At 62.5% G+C, this 14,791-nt stretch carries 11 protein-coding genes; all 11 read right to left on the bottom strand.

Annotated elements, in window-relative coordinates:
* Positions 1-37 precede the first annotated feature (37 nt).
* The 11 genes from JWP26_RS21080 to uraH all read right to left on the bottom strand — a co-directional run bounded on the left by JWP26_RS21080 (position 38) and on the right by uraH (position 14,691).
* Complete coding sequence (locus JWP26_RS21080; RefSeq protein ID WP_299732607.1) at positions 38-2,206, bottom strand: malate synthase G; 2,169 nt, start codon at positions 2,204-2,206, stop codon at positions 38-40.
* 52 nt (positions 2,207-2,258) lie between these two features.
* Positions 2,259-3,560, bottom strand: a complete 1,302-nt coding sequence (gene guaD / locus JWP26_RS21075; RefSeq protein ID WP_299732604.1) for a guanine deaminase — start codon at positions 3,558-3,560, stop codon at positions 2,259-2,261.
* On the bottom strand, positions 3,557-4,783 hold the full coding sequence (locus JWP26_RS21070) for a urate hydroxylase PuuD (protein WP_299732601.1): 1,227 nt from the start codon (positions 4,781-4,783) through the stop codon (positions 3,557-3,559). The genes guaD and JWP26_RS21070 overlap by 4 nt, the downstream gene beginning before the upstream one ends.
* Positions 4,784-4,886: 103 nt before the next feature.
* Positions 4,887-5,969, bottom strand: a complete 1,083-nt coding sequence (locus JWP26_RS21065) for a BMP family ABC transporter substrate-binding protein (RefSeq protein WP_299732598.1) — start codon at positions 5,967-5,969, stop codon at positions 4,887-4,889.
* Between the two features lie 51 nt (positions 5,970-6,020).
* Positions 6,021-6,947, bottom strand: a complete 927-nt coding sequence (locus JWP26_RS21060) for an ABC transporter permease (RefSeq protein ID WP_299732595.1) — start codon at positions 6,945-6,947, stop codon at positions 6,021-6,023.
* Positions 6,944-8,023, bottom strand: a complete 1,080-nt coding sequence (locus tag JWP26_RS21055; protein WP_299732592.1) for an ABC transporter permease — start codon at positions 8,021-8,023, stop codon at positions 6,944-6,946. Before JWP26_RS21055 ends, JWP26_RS21060 begins: the two co-directional genes overlap by 4 nt.
* Positions 8,007-9,539, bottom strand: coding sequence for an ABC transporter ATP-binding protein (locus JWP26_RS21050; RefSeq protein WP_299732589.1), 1,533 nt, complete (start codon positions 9,537-9,539; stop codon positions 8,007-8,009). Before JWP26_RS21050 ends, JWP26_RS21055 begins: the two co-directional genes overlap by 17 nt.
* A 1-nt stretch (position 9,540) precedes the next feature.
* On the bottom strand, positions 9,541-10,404 hold the full coding sequence (gene xdhC / locus JWP26_RS21045) for a xanthine dehydrogenase accessory protein XdhC (protein WP_299732584.1): 864 nt from the start codon (positions 10,402-10,404) through the stop codon (positions 9,541-9,543).
* Positions 10,405-10,552: 148 nt separating this feature from the next.
* Positions 10,553-12,880: a xanthine dehydrogenase molybdopterin binding subunit gene (gene xdhB / locus JWP26_RS21040; RefSeq protein WP_299732582.1), complete on the bottom strand. Its 2,328-nt coding sequence runs from the start codon at positions 12,878-12,880 to the stop codon at positions 10,553-10,555.
* Entirely contained in the window at positions 12,877-14,334 is a 1,458-nt protein-coding gene (gene xdhA / locus JWP26_RS21035) for a xanthine dehydrogenase small subunit (protein WP_299732579.1), read from the bottom strand. Before xdhA ends, xdhB begins: the two co-directional genes overlap by 4 nt.
* Positions 14,335-14,691, bottom strand: coding sequence for a hydroxyisourate hydrolase (gene uraH, locus JWP26_RS21030; RefSeq protein ID WP_299732576.1), 357 nt, complete (start codon positions 14,689-14,691; stop codon positions 14,335-14,337).
* Positions 14,692-14,791 lie beyond the last annotated feature (100 nt).

Here is a 14,791-nt window from a genome sequence, read left to right as displayed (position 1 = left end):
GCATCGATAGTCCCGGTTGCAGCGCTTTTAAGGCAGCTCAGGCGCGCGCCGCCTCACGGGCTTTCACCATGCGGCGGCGCTCATGCAGGATCGGCTCGGTATAGCCGGCCGGCTGGTCGGCCCCGCGCAGCGCAAGATCAAGCGCCGCGTTGAAGGCCACCGACTGGAAATTCTCCGCCATCGAGCGATAGAGCGGATCGCCGGCGTTCTGCTCGTCGACCACCGAGGCCATCCGCTCGAAGGTGGCGATCACCTCGTCCTTGCTGACTAGCCCGTGACGCAGCCAATTGGCGACCGCCTGCGAGGAAATGCGGCAGGTGGCGCGATCTTCCATCAGCCCGACATTATGGATGTCCGGCACCTTGGAGCAGCCGATGCCCTGCTGCACCCAGCGGACGACATAGCCCAGAATGCCTTGCGCATTGTTTTCCAGCTCGCGGGTGATTTCATCGCGGCTGAGCGAGAACGGCACCTGGATCGGCATCGAGAACAGTTCGGTCAGGCTCGGGGTCGCCTCGTTATGGCGGCGCTGCTGCGCCTGGAACACATCGACCTGATGATAGTGAAGCGCATGGAGCGTGGCTGCGGTCGGGGACGGCACCCAGGCGGTATTGGCGCCGGCATTGGGATGACCAATCTTGGCGTCCATCATCGCCGCCATATCGTCCGGCCGCGCCCACATGCCCTTGCCGATTTGCGCCCGGCCACTGAGGCCACAGGCCAGTCCGATCAGGACGTTGCGGTCTTCGTAGGCGGCGATCCAGCGCTCGGACTTGATCTCGTCCTTGCGCAGCACCGGACCGGCTTCCATCGAGGTGTGGATTTCGTCGCCGGTGCGGTCCAAAAAGCCGGTATTGATGAAAAACACCCGCTCGCGGGCGGCGTGGATGGCAGCCTTGAGATTGGCGGAGGTGCGGCGTTCCTCGTCCATAATGCCGATCTTGACCGTCAGAGGCTTGAGCCCCAGCATCTTTTCGACCGAGGCGAAAATCGCGCAGGCGAAGGCGACTTCCTCGGGGCCATGCATCTTTGGCTTGACGATATAGACAGCGCCGGTGCGGCTGTTGAGCTTGTCGTGCGTGGCGCAGAGCACCGTGACGGCGGCATCCATCAGGCCTTCGCCGATGGGCTTGCCGACTGCGTCGCGCACCGCGTCAGTGGTCATTAAATGCCCGACATTGCGCACCAGCAGCAGCGAGCGACCCTTGAGCACCAGCGGCTTGCCGTTGACGTCCGTATAGGTCCGGTCGGCCTTGAGCGTGCGGGTAACCTGGCGACCCCCCTTTTCGAAGGTTTCCGCAAGCGTGCCGTTCATCAGGCCCAGCCAGTTGCGGTAGACACCAACCTTGTCCTCGGCATCGACGGCGGCGACGGAGTCTTCGCAATCCTGGATCGTGGTCAACGCGGCTTCGACGATGACATCGCTGAGGCCTGCCTTGTGCGTCGCGCCGATGGCGCTGGAAGGATCGATCACGAGGACGACATGCAAGCCATGGTGGCACAGCACGAGTTCGCCCTTATCCTGGGTGCCGCCATAGCCGACGAAGGCGTCGGGGTCCTTAAGCTCGGTGCGGCCGGCGCTGGTGTCGACCACGAAGTGGCGCCGCTCGCCGTCTTTCTCGACGTGATAGCCGGTGACATCGCGATGGCTACCAGTTTCCAGCGGAAACGCTGTATCGAGGAATTCCGCCGCCTTGGCGACGACCGCCTGCCCGCGCGCAGCATTAAAGCCCGCGCCGGGTGCCAGATCGCCGTCGCGGCTGATCACATCGGTGCCGTAGAGGGCATCGTAGAGGCTGCCCCAGCGAGCATTGGCGGCGTTGAGCGCGTAGCGGGCATTGTTGACCGGGACTACCAGTTGCGGGCCGCACAGGGCGGTGATTTCCGCATCCAGCCCGGTGGTTTCGATGGTAAAATCTGCAGGTTCGGCAACCAGATAGCCGATATCGCGCAGGAAGAATTCGTAGCCCTGCGGGTTGTTGACGACAGGGCCATAGCGACGATGCCAGTCATCGATCTTGCCCTGCAAATCGTCACGTTTGGCGAGCAAGGCCGCATTGGTGGGGCCGTGCTGGGCCACCAAGGCCGCAAAGCCGGTCCAGAACTGTTTCGCCGTCACCGGCAAACCGGGGAGCGCTTCCTTTTCGACGAAATCGACCAATAGCGGGTGAACCGAAAGGCCGGCTTTCATCAGGTAATCGCTCATTTCTGCTTCCTTTTTGTGCGGACTGAGGAGACTTAAGTCATGCGCGGAAGTGTCACAACCCGCCTAAAGTAGACTTCGCCCTTGCACCAGCCACATAGACCTCGGCGATTGATCGGTCATCCCCGAGCGTCTGCAGCAGGAACAGTTCTTCGTAGAGCTCGGTCACGGTTGCCATCCGCAGCGCCATGGCGGGCGTCGCGCTGGCGTTGAGCACCACCAGATCGGCCGCACAGCCGGGCGCGATGGTGCCGATCGTGCCCTCGAGCGAAAGGGCCCGGGCATTGCCCAGCGTCATCATGTAGAACGAATTGAAGGGCGTCAGCCGTTGGCCGCGCAATTGCGAAATCTTGTAGCCCTCGTCCAGCGTACGCAACATCGAATAGCTGGTGCCGCCGCCGATATCGGTGGCGATGCCGATCCGCACGCCGGCCATTGCCAGCCGCTCGCGATCGAACAGGCCGCTGCCCAGGAACAGGTTCGAGGTCGGGCAGAACACCGCGACCGATTTGGTCTCGGCCAGCACACGTGTCTCGCGATGGTTGAGGTGAATGCAGTGACCGATCAGGGTCTTGGGACCCAGGATGCCAAAATCCTCGTAGATGCCGGTATAGTCCGCGGCATCCGGATAAAGCTCCATCGAGAATTTGATCTCGGCGTCGTTCTCGCTGAGATGGGTCTGCACGTAGCATTCGGGATGCTCGGCCACGAGGGCGCGGGCCATTTCCATCTGCTCGGGCGTCGAAGTGATGGCGAAGCGCGGCGAGATGGCGTAGAGCCCGCGGGCTCGGCCATGCCAATGCGCGATCAGCGCCTTGGTGTCATCATAGCTCGATTGGGCCGTGTCGCAGAGCGCTTCGGGCGCATTGCGGTCCATCATCACCTTGCCGCCGACCATCAGCATGTTGCGCTTTTCGGCCTCGGTGAAATAGGCGTCGACACTGCGCGGATGGCTGGAGCAATAGGCGACTGCCGTGGTGGTGCCGTTGCGGATCAGCTCGTCGTAAAATGCTGAAGCGACCGAGCCGGCGTGGCCCTGCTGGCTGAATTTTTGTTCCTCTACAAAGGTGTAGTCATTGAGCCATTCCAACAGCGAGCCGGCATAGGAGGCAATCATCTGGCTCTGCACGTAGTGCAGATGGGTATCGATGAAGCCGGGCAGGATGAGGTGGGGACGATGGTCGACGACTTCGGCATCGCCGACGTCGATGGCAGAAAAGTCCTCTAGCGCGACGATCTTGCCGTCGGCAATGACCACGGCGCCGTCTTCGAGATAGTGATAGCTCGCCGCGTCATCGAGGCCCTGCGGCTCCGACACGAAGGTCAGCACCCGCCCGCGCAGGATCTTGCGCGTCATAGGGCCGAGCCCTCGCGATACCATCGCACCAGCAGCGCCCGTTCTTCGGGCGTGATCTCGCTGACATTGCCCGGCGGCATGGCATGGGCATAACCGGCCTGGATGACGATCTGCTCGGCGTGGTTGGCGATGGCAATGTCATTGTCGAGGATGACGTTTTTCGGCGCCTCGTAAATGCCGTCCCAGGCCGGCTCTGCCGTGTGGCACATGGCGCAGCGGGTCTGCACCGTCAGGCTGGCTTCCTTGAAATGGGCGGCCGCCATGAACGGCTCGGCCGCTCGCGACGCGACCAGGTCACCCGCCGAGCCCGGCAATTTCGGTCCGCTCGATAGCCAAGCGATCAGGATGAACAACACAACGGCCACCAGCCACGTCCAGTGCGGATTGCCCTTGCGAGCGTGGCGGGTGTTGAAATAGTGCCGGATCACCACGCCGACGAGGAAGATCAGGCTGGCGATGATCCAGTTCCACTGCGTGGCGAACGCCAGCGGATAGTGGCTCGACAACATGAAGAAGATCACCGGCAGCGTCAGGTAATTATTGTGCAGGCTACGCTGCTTGGCGATCTTGCCATATTTGGCATCGGGTACGCGCCCGGCCTTCAAATCCGCCACCACGATGGTCTGGTTGGGGATGATGATCATGGCCACGTTGGCCGCCATGATGGTGGCGGTGAACACGCCCATATGCAGCATGGCCGCGCGGCCGGTGAACAGTTGGGTATAGCCCCAGGCCATTGCCGTCAGGATGGCGAACAGCACCAGCATCAGCCCGTTCTGGCTCTGCCCGATCGGCGATTTGCACAGCCGGTTATAGACGATCCAGCCCAGCAGGATCGAGGCCAGCGAAATCAGGATGCCCGCCCATTGCGGCACGTCCAGCACGTTGCGATCGATCAGGTAGATATCCGCGCCGACATAATAGATCAGCGCCAACAGGCAAAAGCCGGACAGCCAGGTCGCGTAGCTTTCCCATTTGAACCAGGTCAGGTGCTCGGGCAAAAAGTCCGGCGCTACCAGATATTTCTGGATGTGGTAGAAGCCGCCGCCATGCACCTGCCACTCCTCGCCATGCGCCAAAGGCGGCAGGCTCGGCGTCTTGCGCAGCCCCAGGTCGAGCGCGATGAAATAGAACGACGAACCGATCCAGGCGATGGCGGTGATGACATGGGTCCACCGCACCGCAAAGTTCAGCCACTCATAGAAAATGACGAAATCGCCCATCGTCCGCCCGCCCGCCTAGTTACATATCGAGGGTAAGCGACAAACGCCGCTCGTGAAAAGAGGCGGGACAAGCCCGCCCCTCTCCAATTTACATAGCCAAGGATCAGACCGGCTGTCCGACGCCTTCGACGTACCAGTCCATGCTGAGCAGTTCGGCATCGGTCATGGCGACGCCAGCGGCGACGCGTTCGGCGCCGGTATTGTCCTTGATCGGGCCGGTGAAGATCTTGAACGAGCCGTCGATCTGGCCGGTGCGGATCTTTTCGGCATCGGCAACGACGTCGGCCGGGATCTTCTTGTTGTAGGCGCCCATCTGGACGACTTCTTCCTTGAGGCCTTCCCATGTGTCGCCTGCCGTCCAGGTACCGGCAATAACGGCCTTGGCGGAATTGACGTAATGCGGACCCCAATGGTCGATTATCGCGGTCAACTGGGCTTCAGGAGCGAAGGCGCTCATATCGGCACCCTGACCGAAGCCGCCGACGATGCCGCGTTCCTGCGCAACCTGCAGGGCGGCTGGGCCGTCGGTGTGCTGGGCGATGATATCGACGCCCTGATCGATCAGCGCACGAGCAGCGTCGCCTTCCTTGGCGGGGTCATTCCAGGTCGAGATATAGACCGGCTTGACGGTGAAGGCGGGATTGATGCGACGGCCCGACAGCGCCAGCGCGTTGATGCCCATGACGACTTCGGGGATTGGGAAGGAGCCGATATAGGCGGCCTTGCCAGTCTTGGAAAGGTGGCCCGCAATGGTGCCGCAGACGGCGCGGCCTTCATAGAAGCGCGCATTGTAGAGGCCGACATTGTCAGCCTTCATATAACCGGTAGCGTGCTCGAACTTTACGTCCGGGAATTCGGCAGCAACCTTGATCACCGCGTCGCCGAAGCCGAAGCTGGTGGCGAAAATCAGCTTGTTGCCCTGCTGGGCCAGTTCGCGCAGCACACGCTCGCAATCTGGGCCTTCAGGCACGTTTTCCACATAGGTGGTTTCGACGGCATCGCCGAGCGCATCCTGCAGGAAGATGCGGCCCTGGTTGTGGCCATAGTTATAGCCATTGTCGTTGATCGTGCCGACATAGATGAAGCCGACCTTGAGCTTCTCCTGGGCAAAGGCGGTGCCCCCGAGCAATGGCAGTGCGGCGGCGGCGCCACCAATCTTGAGAATGTCGCGGCGGGATAGGGTCATGTGTCTCTCCTGAATGACTTTTCTTGGTTGATCGAGGAGCATTGAGGCCCCTCAATTGGCAGGCATGAACGGCTTGCCGAGGCAGGCCGGAGCATTGGTGGAGGCGTCGCGCCGGAGCGAAATCAGCACCAGAACGGCGATGGTGGCGAGGTAGGGCAGCGCGGCCCACAGCTCGGACGGGATGATCGCCAGGACACCGCCGCCAGCCTTGGCATAAAGCTCCATGGTCATGACGAGTCCGAAGAGATACGCGCCGGCGAGGAGGCGGAGCGGCCGCCAGGAGGCGAACACCACCAGCGCCACGGCAATCCAGCCGCGGCCGGCAGTCATGCTTTCAGCCCATTGCGGGGTGAGCAGCAGCGGGAAACAGGCCCCCGCAATGCCCGCCATGGCGCCGCCGAAAACCACAGCGGCGTAGCGCACACCGACGACAGAATAGCCGATGGAATGGGCCGAGTGATCGTTCTCGCCGACCGCGCGCAGGATCAGCCCGGTCCTTGTGCGTTTGAGGAACCACCAGATGGCGGCCACCATGAAGAAGGAAAAATAGACGGGGAATGAATAGCCGAACAGCACCCGCCAGAACGGATCGCGGGCAAGCATGTCGGGAAACAGTGGCGCCATCAGTGCGATGGGTTTGGCCGAATATGGCGCGCCGGCGAGAGCCGACAGGCCGGTGCCGAAAATCGTCAGCGCCAGGCCGGTTGCGGTCTGATTGGCGGAGAGGCTGAGCGTGAGGAAGGCAAAGATCAGCGACACCGCCGCGCCAGCGAACGCGCCACACAACAAAGCCAGATAGGGATTGCCGGTATAGAATTGCGCGACAAAGCCGGCGATGGCGCCGACCAGCATCATGCCTTCGACGCCCAGGTTGAGCACGCCGCTTTTCTCGGCGACCAGTTCACCCAGCGCCGCGATCAGGATCGGCGTGGCCGCACCGACTAGGGTGACGATGATGGGGATGAGCATCTCCATCATGCAGCTCCCGCAGGCGTGGTGACAACGCGGCGGATGCGATAGCGCACCAGGATGTCCCCGGCGAGCAGGAAGAACAGCACCATGGCCTGGAAAATGCCGGTGGCGGCATCGGGCAGCTTGATGGTGGTCTGCGCCACTTCGCCGCCTACGAAGGTGATGGCGAGGACAATGCCGGCAAAGATCACCCCGAGTGGGTTGAGCCGTCCGAGGAAGGCCACGATGATGGCGGTGAAGCCATAGCCGGTGGCAAAGCCGGGGACCATGCGCTGGAACGGCCCGGCCACTTCGAGCACACCTGCCAGACCGGCAAGACCGCCACTGACCAGCATAGCCAACCAGATAGTTTTGTTTTCACTGAACCCGCCGTACCGCGCGGCATGGGGCGCGGCGCCGACGACGCGCATGCGATAGCCGAACACAGAGCGCGACATGATGAACCACGCGACCAAGGCCACGACGATGGCGATCGGCACGCCCAGGTGCACGATGGTGTGCGGGATGACTGTTGGCAATTGGGCCGATGCCGCAAACCGGCGCGTCTGCGGAAAGCCGATGCCCATCGGGTCCTTCCACACGGTGCGGATCAGGTAATAGATCAGTTGGATCGATGCATAGGTCAGCATCAGGCTGGTCAGGATTTCATTGACGTTGAGCCGGGTCTTGAGCAGCGCCGGTATAGCGGCATAGAGCGCGCCACCGACCACGCCGGCCAGGATCATGAGCGGCAGGATCCAGGGGCCGCTCATGGTGTAGGTGGCCAGCGCCACCCAGGTGCCGGCCAGCGCACCGACCACGAACTGCCCTTCGGCGCCGATATTCCATACATTGGCGCGATAGGCGATGGACAGGCCCGTGCCGATGATGATCAACGGCGCGGCCTTGATGCCGAGATCCTGCCATTTATAGGCATTGGTCAGCGGGGTGAGGAACACTTCGCGCACCGCGCCGATGCCGTCATAGCCGATCAGCGAGAAAATGATGGCGCCCACGATCATGGTGAGGATCACCGCGCCGACCGGGGTGGCGTAGAGCATGAAGCGGCTGGGTTCGGCGCGTTTTTCAAGCCGGAATTGCATCACGCGCCTCGCTCGTTCCGTGCACGCCACCCATCAAGAGGCCAATCTCTTCCACCGATACTTCACCGACCTTTTGCGCCTCGGACAATTGCCCCGCATTGATCACCGCCAGCGTGTCGCACAGCGCTAGCAGCTCATCGAGATCCTGGCTGATGACGACGATGGCCGAGCCTTCCGCCGCCAGATCGACCAGCGCCTGGTGGATGGCGGCAGCGGCACCGGCATCGACACCCCAAGTGGGCTGGCTGACCACCAGCACGGTCGGGCGCTGCAGGATTTCGCGGCCCATGATGAATTTCTGCAGATTGCCGCCCGAGAGCGAGCCAGCGGTGGAGCCCGGCCCCAGCGCCTTGACGGCAAAATCGGCGATCACCTTACCCGTATAGGTCTTGGCTGCGCCTGAATTGATCAGCCCCAGCATGACCATGTGGAGCCGATTGCGGGCCGTCAGGATGGAATTGTCTGAAAGACTGAAATCGCCCACCGCGGCGTGGCCGTTGCGCTCCTCGGGCACGGCACAGAGGCCGTGCTTGCGGCGGCCGGTGGTATCGAGCAGGCCGAGCGGATAGCCATCGATAGTGATGGCGTCCTTGTCCTCGCCGAGGATTTCGCCGGAGAGGGCGTCGAGCAGCGCGTTCTGGCCATTGCCGGCGACCCCGGCAATGCCGAAGATTTCGCCGGCCTTGACGGTGAAGCTGACGCCATCGACCGGGACGTCGAAATGACCGGATTTTTTGGTCGACAGCCGTGAGACGACGAGCTTGGGCGCTCCCATGGTCCGCCCTGGCGCGCGCACGATATCCTTGAGGCCCGCGCCGATCATCTTCTCGGCCATGGAGCGCGAAGTTTCGGCTTTTGGATCACAGGTATCGACTAGCTTGCCACCGCGCAGGATCGTCGCGGTATCGCACAGAGCTTTGATTTCGTGCAGCTTGTGGGAAATGTAGAGGATCGAACAGCCGCCGGCCGCCAGCTTGCGCAGCACTTCGAACAATTGCTCGACCTCCTGCGGCGTCAGCACCGAAGTGGGCTCATCCATGATCAGCAATTTCGGATCGAGCAGCAGCGCGCGCACGATTTCGATGCGTTGGCGTTCGCCCACCGACAGGGTGGCGACGGTACGATGCGGATCGAGCAGCAGGCCATATTGGGTCATCACCGCGCGAATACGCGCTTCCAACTCGCGGGCGGGGATTTTGGCGTCCATGCCGAGCGCGATGTTTTCGAGCACGGTCAGGGCTTCAAACAGCGAGAAGTGCTGGAAGACCATGCCGATGCCGAGCGCCCGCGCCGCCTTGGGATTGGCGATGACGGTGCGCTGCCCGTCCCAGACGATCTCGCCGGCATCTGGCTGCATGATGCCGTAGATCATTTTGACGAGGGTGGACTTGCCTGCGCCATTTTCGCCCAGCAGGGCGTGGATTTCGCCGGGTTTTACCGAAAAGCTGACATTGTCGTTGGCGAGGACGCCGGGGAACCGCTTGGTGATGCCGATGAGTTCAAGCCGATGCGGCATACTAGCGTCCATGTATGGCCCCCAGTTTCCTGGTGCCTTGCGCCTGCACAGATCGAGCTTCCCTGCGACCAATGTGGACCATAATTTCTGCCGCCGCCAGTGCCGCAATCACCTCTGGCCGTTTATCCCCAAGCCCATGGTTACCGATGGGCAGGACCAACCGCTCCAGCGCTGCCTCATCGCCGCCCTCGGCGCGATACCAAGAGGCAAACCGTGCCCGCTTGGTGCGCGAACCGACCATGCCCACGTAGGGACTATCGAGCCGTTTGAGAGCCTCAAAGGCAATCATGAAATCCAAGGCGTGGTCATGGGTGAGGATGACATAGGCGCTGCCTTGCGGGGCGTTACGAACCACTGCTTCCGGCATCGGCACGGCGCGGGCATCGACATTGGCCGGCAGGCCGATGAGTTCGTCGGTGCGGGTATCGATGACGTGGGCGTGGACGGGGAGCAGCGCCAACATGCGCGCCAAGGCACCACCGACATTGCCGGCACCAAAGATGTAAACGTGGGTCTGGGCGGCGTCTTCGGCGGCGATGCGCGCGGCAAGCTCATCGCGTAGAGCGGCATCGGCATAGCGCAGGCTGACGCCGACGCGGCCGCCGCAGCACTGGCCGATTTCGGGGCCGAGGGGAACGTCCATCGCCGCGGTCGCCTGGCCGTTGGCGATCAGGCGGCGGGCGTGGTCGATGACCATGTATTCAAGCGCGCCGCCGCCGATGGTGCCGAAAATGGTGGAGGGACCCACCAGCATGAACGTGCCTTGTTCGCGCGGACTGGAGCCGCGCACGGAGGTAAGTTCGGCCGCGATGGCGTCGGGGTTTTGGGCGAGGAAGGTGGTGAGGGCTGGGGTGCGGAGGGTCATGGGGAACCATCCTGCCAAACAACCACCCCTCCCCCATCAAGGGGGAGGTGAAGGTCGGTGGATTGGGCTGGATTGTGCAAAGCGAGTGGCGCGGCACCTCCCCCTTGATGGGGGAGGCTGGGAGGGGGTGAAGCCACGCACACCATCCTCACCCGCGCATCTCCTTTTTCAATCTCTCGCAGCCCATCAACACCCGCTCCGGCGTGACCGGCATATCGAGCTGAGGCGCGATCTTGTAATCGGCGACGCTGGCCACGGCCATGGAGAGCGCCTCGACCACTGAATAGGCGAGCACCAGTGGCGGCTCGCCAACCGCTTTGGAGCGGCCGATCGCCGGCTTCTTGTTGACGCTCCACTCGGCCAGCCGGACGTTGAAAATCGGCGGCACGTCGGAGGCTAGGGGAATTTTGTAGGTCGAGGGGGCGTGCGTCCGCAATTGGCCCTTGCCGTCCCACACCAGCTCTTCGGTGGTCAGCCAGCCCATGCCCTGAATGAACCCGCCCTCGACCTGGCCGATATCGATAGCCGGATTGAGCGAGCGGCCTACATCCTCGAGCACATCGCAGCGATCGACCAGATATTCTCCGGTCAAGGTATCGATGGTGACTTCGGAAACGGCGGCGCCATAGGCAAAATAATAGAACGGATGGCCACGGCCGGTGGCCCGGTCCCAGTGGATTTCCGGAGTTTTGTAAAAGCCCGCCGCACTGAGCTGCACGCGGTTCATCCAGCATGAGGTCGCCAGTTCGGCGAACGGCACGAATTGCTTGCCGGCGCGGACACCGCCGATCTCCCAATGCACCTCCTCGGGGGTCACCTCGTAGATGACGGCCGCATGTGCCGACATCCGCGCCTTGATCTGGTTGGCGCCATCCAGCGCCGCCATGCCGTTGAGATCGGTGCCGGACGACGCGGCGGTCGCCGAGGTATTGGGCACCTTGCCGGTATTGGTCGCCATGATTTGCACATGCTCGACCGGAACGCCGAATGCATCCGCCACCACTTGGGCGATCTTGATGTGCAGCCCCTGCCCCATTTCGGTGCCGCCATGGCTGAGATGGATTGAGCCGTCACGATAGACATGCACCAGGGCACCGGCCTGATTGTGCCAGGTGGCCGTGAAGGAGATGCCGAACTTCACCGGCACCATGGCAATGCCCTTTTTAAGCACGGTGCTGGTACGGTTGAACTCAAGGATGGCCGCACGCCGCTTTTGATAGTCCGAGCTTTCCTCCAGCTCGGCGATCACCCGATGGATGACATTGTCTTCCACCACCTGGTGATAGGGCGTGACGTTATCAGTATCGATCCCGTAAAAGTTGATCTTGCGAATCTCGAGCGGGTCCTTGCCGAGCGCATAGGCAATGTCCTCGATCCAGCGTTCCGCCCCGATGATCCCCTGCGGGCCACCAAAGCCGCGGAAGGCCGTGTTCGACACGGTGTTGGTCATCAGGGGCAGCGAGTTCACCCGGACTGCGGGATACCAATAGGCATTGTCGGCGTGAAACAGTGCGCGGTCGGTCACCGGGCCGCTGAGGTCGGCGCTATAGCCGGAGCGCGCGGCATATGTCGCCGTAACAGCCTGGATTTTGCCGTCGTCATTGAAGCCGACATCATAGTCGACGACGAAATCGTGGCGCTTGCCAGTGATCTGGAAATCGTCGTCGCGGTCGGGCCGGATCTTGACGGCGCAGTTGAGCTTCTTGGCTGCGATGGCGGCGACCGCCGCGAACAGGTTGCCCTGGGTCTCCTTGCCGCCGAAACCGCCACCCATGCGGCGCATGTTCACCGTGACGGCGGCATGGTGGATACCCAGCACCTGCGCCACCATCACCTGGATTTCGGTCGGATGCTGGGTGGAGCAATGGATGGTGACTTCGTCGTCTTCGCCGGGAATGGCCAGGGCCGCCTGGCTCTCGAGGTAGAAATGCTCCTGGCCCCCGATCCGGACCCGACCCTTTACCCGCCGCTGCGACGTGGCAAATCCGGCAACGACATCGCCGCGCTCCAGTGTGAGCGGCTCAGTCACGAGCTTCCCGCCGGCCGCGATGGCGGCGTCGACATCGGTGAAGAAAGGCAGTTCGGCGTATTCGATTTTGATCAGCTTGGCCGCTCGCCGTGCTTCCTCGCGCGTGCGCCCGATAACGGCGAACAGCGGCTGGCCCCAGGTGACGACGCGATCGGTGACGAAGACCGGCTCATCGTGCTTGTGCACGGAGCTGATGTCGTTTTCGGCGGGCACGTCCGCCGCAGTCAACACCGCCACCACGCCCGGCGCGCGGCGCACGGCATCGAGGTCCATCGACACGATATCGGCATGCGGCTTGGTCGACAGCCCCAGATAGGCGTGCAAGGTGCCCTCGGGCTCGACCAGGTCGTCGATATAGTCGGCACGCCCCGCGACTTGCTTGGCGGCGGAGTCATGCTTTATCGAGGTATGCAGCGGTGAGGTCAGGATGGGAGCCTGCTTGTTCATACGGCCTCCCGCATCAGTCGTTGGCCCTGGCCTGTGGTCTCAAGGAAAAACCGGCGCAACAGGTTTTGCGCGGCCAGCAGGCGATACTCGGCGCTGGCGCGCATATCGCTGAGCGGCTGATAATCCTGCGCAAACGCGGGGATTGCCGCATCGATCGTATCAAGCGTCCACGGCTTGCCGACAAGCGCGGCCTCGACGGCTTTAGCGCGCTTGGGCGTCGCCGCCATGCCGCCGAAAGCGATGCGGATCATTCCGACGATGCCGGCATCGTTGACGAAGACGCGGAAGGCGCCGCACAGCGCGGAGATATCCTCCTCGCGGCGCTTGGAAATCTTGTAGGTGGCGAATTTTTCGCCGGCCGGCAGATGCGGAATGGTGACGCTTTCGACGAACTCACCGGGGTGGCGGTCTTGTTTGCCATAGGCCAGGAAGTAGTCTTCCAGCTTGATTTCGCGGCGATGCTCGCCGCGCCGCAAATGTAGCTTGGCGCCCAGCGCGATCAAGGGCGGCGGGGTGTCGCCGATGGGTGAACCGTTGGCGATATTGCCGCCGATGGTGCCCATATTGCGGATTTGCTCGCCCGCAATGCGGTCCCACAACTCGGCGAGTTGTGGGAACCAGGTGGTCAGTGTCGGCAGCGCCTCGGAATAGGAAACGCCAGCGTAAAAGCGCAGTTCGCTATCGTTTTCGGCAATGCGCTTAAGCTCTTGCAGATGGCCGATGAAGATCACCGGGCTGATATCGCGCATGAATTTGGTGACCCACAGGCCCACATCGGTCGCGCCGGCGACGATGGTGGCCTTGGGATTGGCTTCGTAGAGCGTGGCGAAGTCATCCAGGCTCGCGGGTATGATGACGCTGTCACCGATTTCGACGCGCGAGCCATCGTTCAGCGCCATGATGCGGGCCCTGAGCGCGATGCGTTCAGCGCGCAGCGGATCGGCCTCGGGCGCGCCATAGGACGAGATCGCCTTGGCGGCGCGAATGATCGGGGAGTAACCTGTACAGCGGCAGAGATTGCCTTGCAGGGCCTTTTCGATGGCTGGCTGGCTCGGGTTGGGATCGCGCATCCACAGGCCATAGAGCGACATGACGATGCCGGGCGTGCAGAAGCCGCACTGGCTGCCGTGGTGATCAACCATGGCCTGCTGCACCGGATGCAGCGTGCCGTCCTTGGCGGCGAGGTGTTCAACGGTGACCACATGGGTGCCGTGCAGGCTGCCGACGAAGCGAATGCAGGCGGTGACCGAATCGTAGATGATTTCGTCGCCCAAAAGGCGCCCAACCAGCACGGTACAGGCGCCGCAATCCCCCTCGGCGCAGCCTTCCTTGGAGCCGCGAAGGCGTTTGGTCAGGCGCAGATAATCGAGCAGCGTCGCGTCGGCGGCCACGTCGGTGAGCGCGATTTCCTCGTCATTGAGGATGAAGCGGACGGCGTGGCTGATCGCGACCATCTAGCTCCCCCGATACGTCGAATAAGCGAAGGGGCTGACCAGCAGCGGCACGTGATAGTGGCTGTCGGCGCTGATTTCGAAGCGGACCGGGACAACGTCGAGAAACGGATTGTCCAGCTCGACGCCCAGCCGCTCGAAGTATTGCCCGACATGAAAATGGATTTCGTAGATGCCGTGCTGAAACTGGTCCGCATCCAGCAAAGGCTGGTCCACGCGCCCATCGGCATTGGTATAGCCTTCGCTGATGTGATGGGTGTGATCCCCATGCACGAACAGCAGATCCAGCCGCATGCCGCGGGCCGGCTTGCCGTGCATGGTATCGAGTACGTGTGTCGTCAGGCGTCCTGAACCCGCCATTGCTGCTTTCCGTCTGTGGTCCCCACCGTCAGACTATCGCAATTGGCGGACACGCCAAGAGGGATTGCGCCTAATTTTTACCAGATGGTCCATTTTTGTG

It is taken from the genome of Devosia sp., from assembly GCF_028290435.1.
Lineage (GTDB): Bacteria > Pseudomonadota > Alphaproteobacteria > Rhizobiales > Devosiaceae > Devosia.
Note: the sequence above shows the minus strand (reverse complement) of the source record. Positions and strands in the feature narration are given on the sequence as shown.

What these genes read in the sequence shown, in the direction of transcription:
- JWP26_RS21080 (WP_299732607.1), bottom strand. Translation starts at nt 2,206, where the DNA reads ATGAGCGATTACCTGATGAAAGCCGGCCTTTCGGTTCACCCGCTATTG.
- guaD (WP_299732604.1), bottom strand. Translation starts at nt 3,560, where the DNA reads ATGACGCGCAAGATCCTGCGCGGGCGGGTGCTGACCTTCGTGTCGGAG.
- JWP26_RS21070 (WP_299732601.1), bottom strand. Translation starts at nt 4,783, where the DNA reads ATGGGCGATTTCGTCATTTTCTATGAGTGGCTGAACTTTGCGGTGCGG.
- JWP26_RS21065 (WP_299732598.1), bottom strand. Translation starts at nt 5,969, where the DNA reads ATGACCCTATCCCGCCGCGACATTCTCAAGATTGGTGGCGCCGCCGCC.
- JWP26_RS21060 (WP_299732595.1), bottom strand. Translation starts at nt 6,947, where the DNA reads ATGATGGAGATGCTCATCCCCATCATCGTCACCCTAGTCGGTGCGGCC.
- JWP26_RS21055 (WP_299732592.1), bottom strand. Translation starts at nt 8,023, where the DNA reads ATGCAATTCCGGCTTGAAAAACGCGCCGAACCCAGCCGCTTCATGCTC.
- JWP26_RS21050 (WP_299732589.1), bottom strand. Translation starts at nt 9,539, where the DNA reads ATGCCGCATCGGCTTGAACTCATCGGCATCACCAAGCGGTTCCCCGGC.
- xdhC (WP_299732584.1), bottom strand. Translation starts at nt 10,404, where the DNA reads ATGACCCTCCGCACCCCAGCCCTCACCACCTTCCTCGCCCAAAACCCC.
- xdhB (WP_299732582.1), bottom strand. Translation starts at nt 12,880, where the DNA reads ATGAACAAGCAGGCTCCCATCCTGACCTCACCGCTGCATACCTCGATA.
- xdhA (WP_299732579.1), bottom strand. Translation starts at nt 14,334, where the DNA reads ATGGTCGCGATCAGCCACGCCGTCCGCTTCATCCTCAATGACGAGGAA.
- uraH (WP_299732576.1), bottom strand. Translation starts at nt 14,691, where the DNA reads ATGGCGGGTTCAGGACGCCTGACGACACACGTACTCGATACCATGCAC.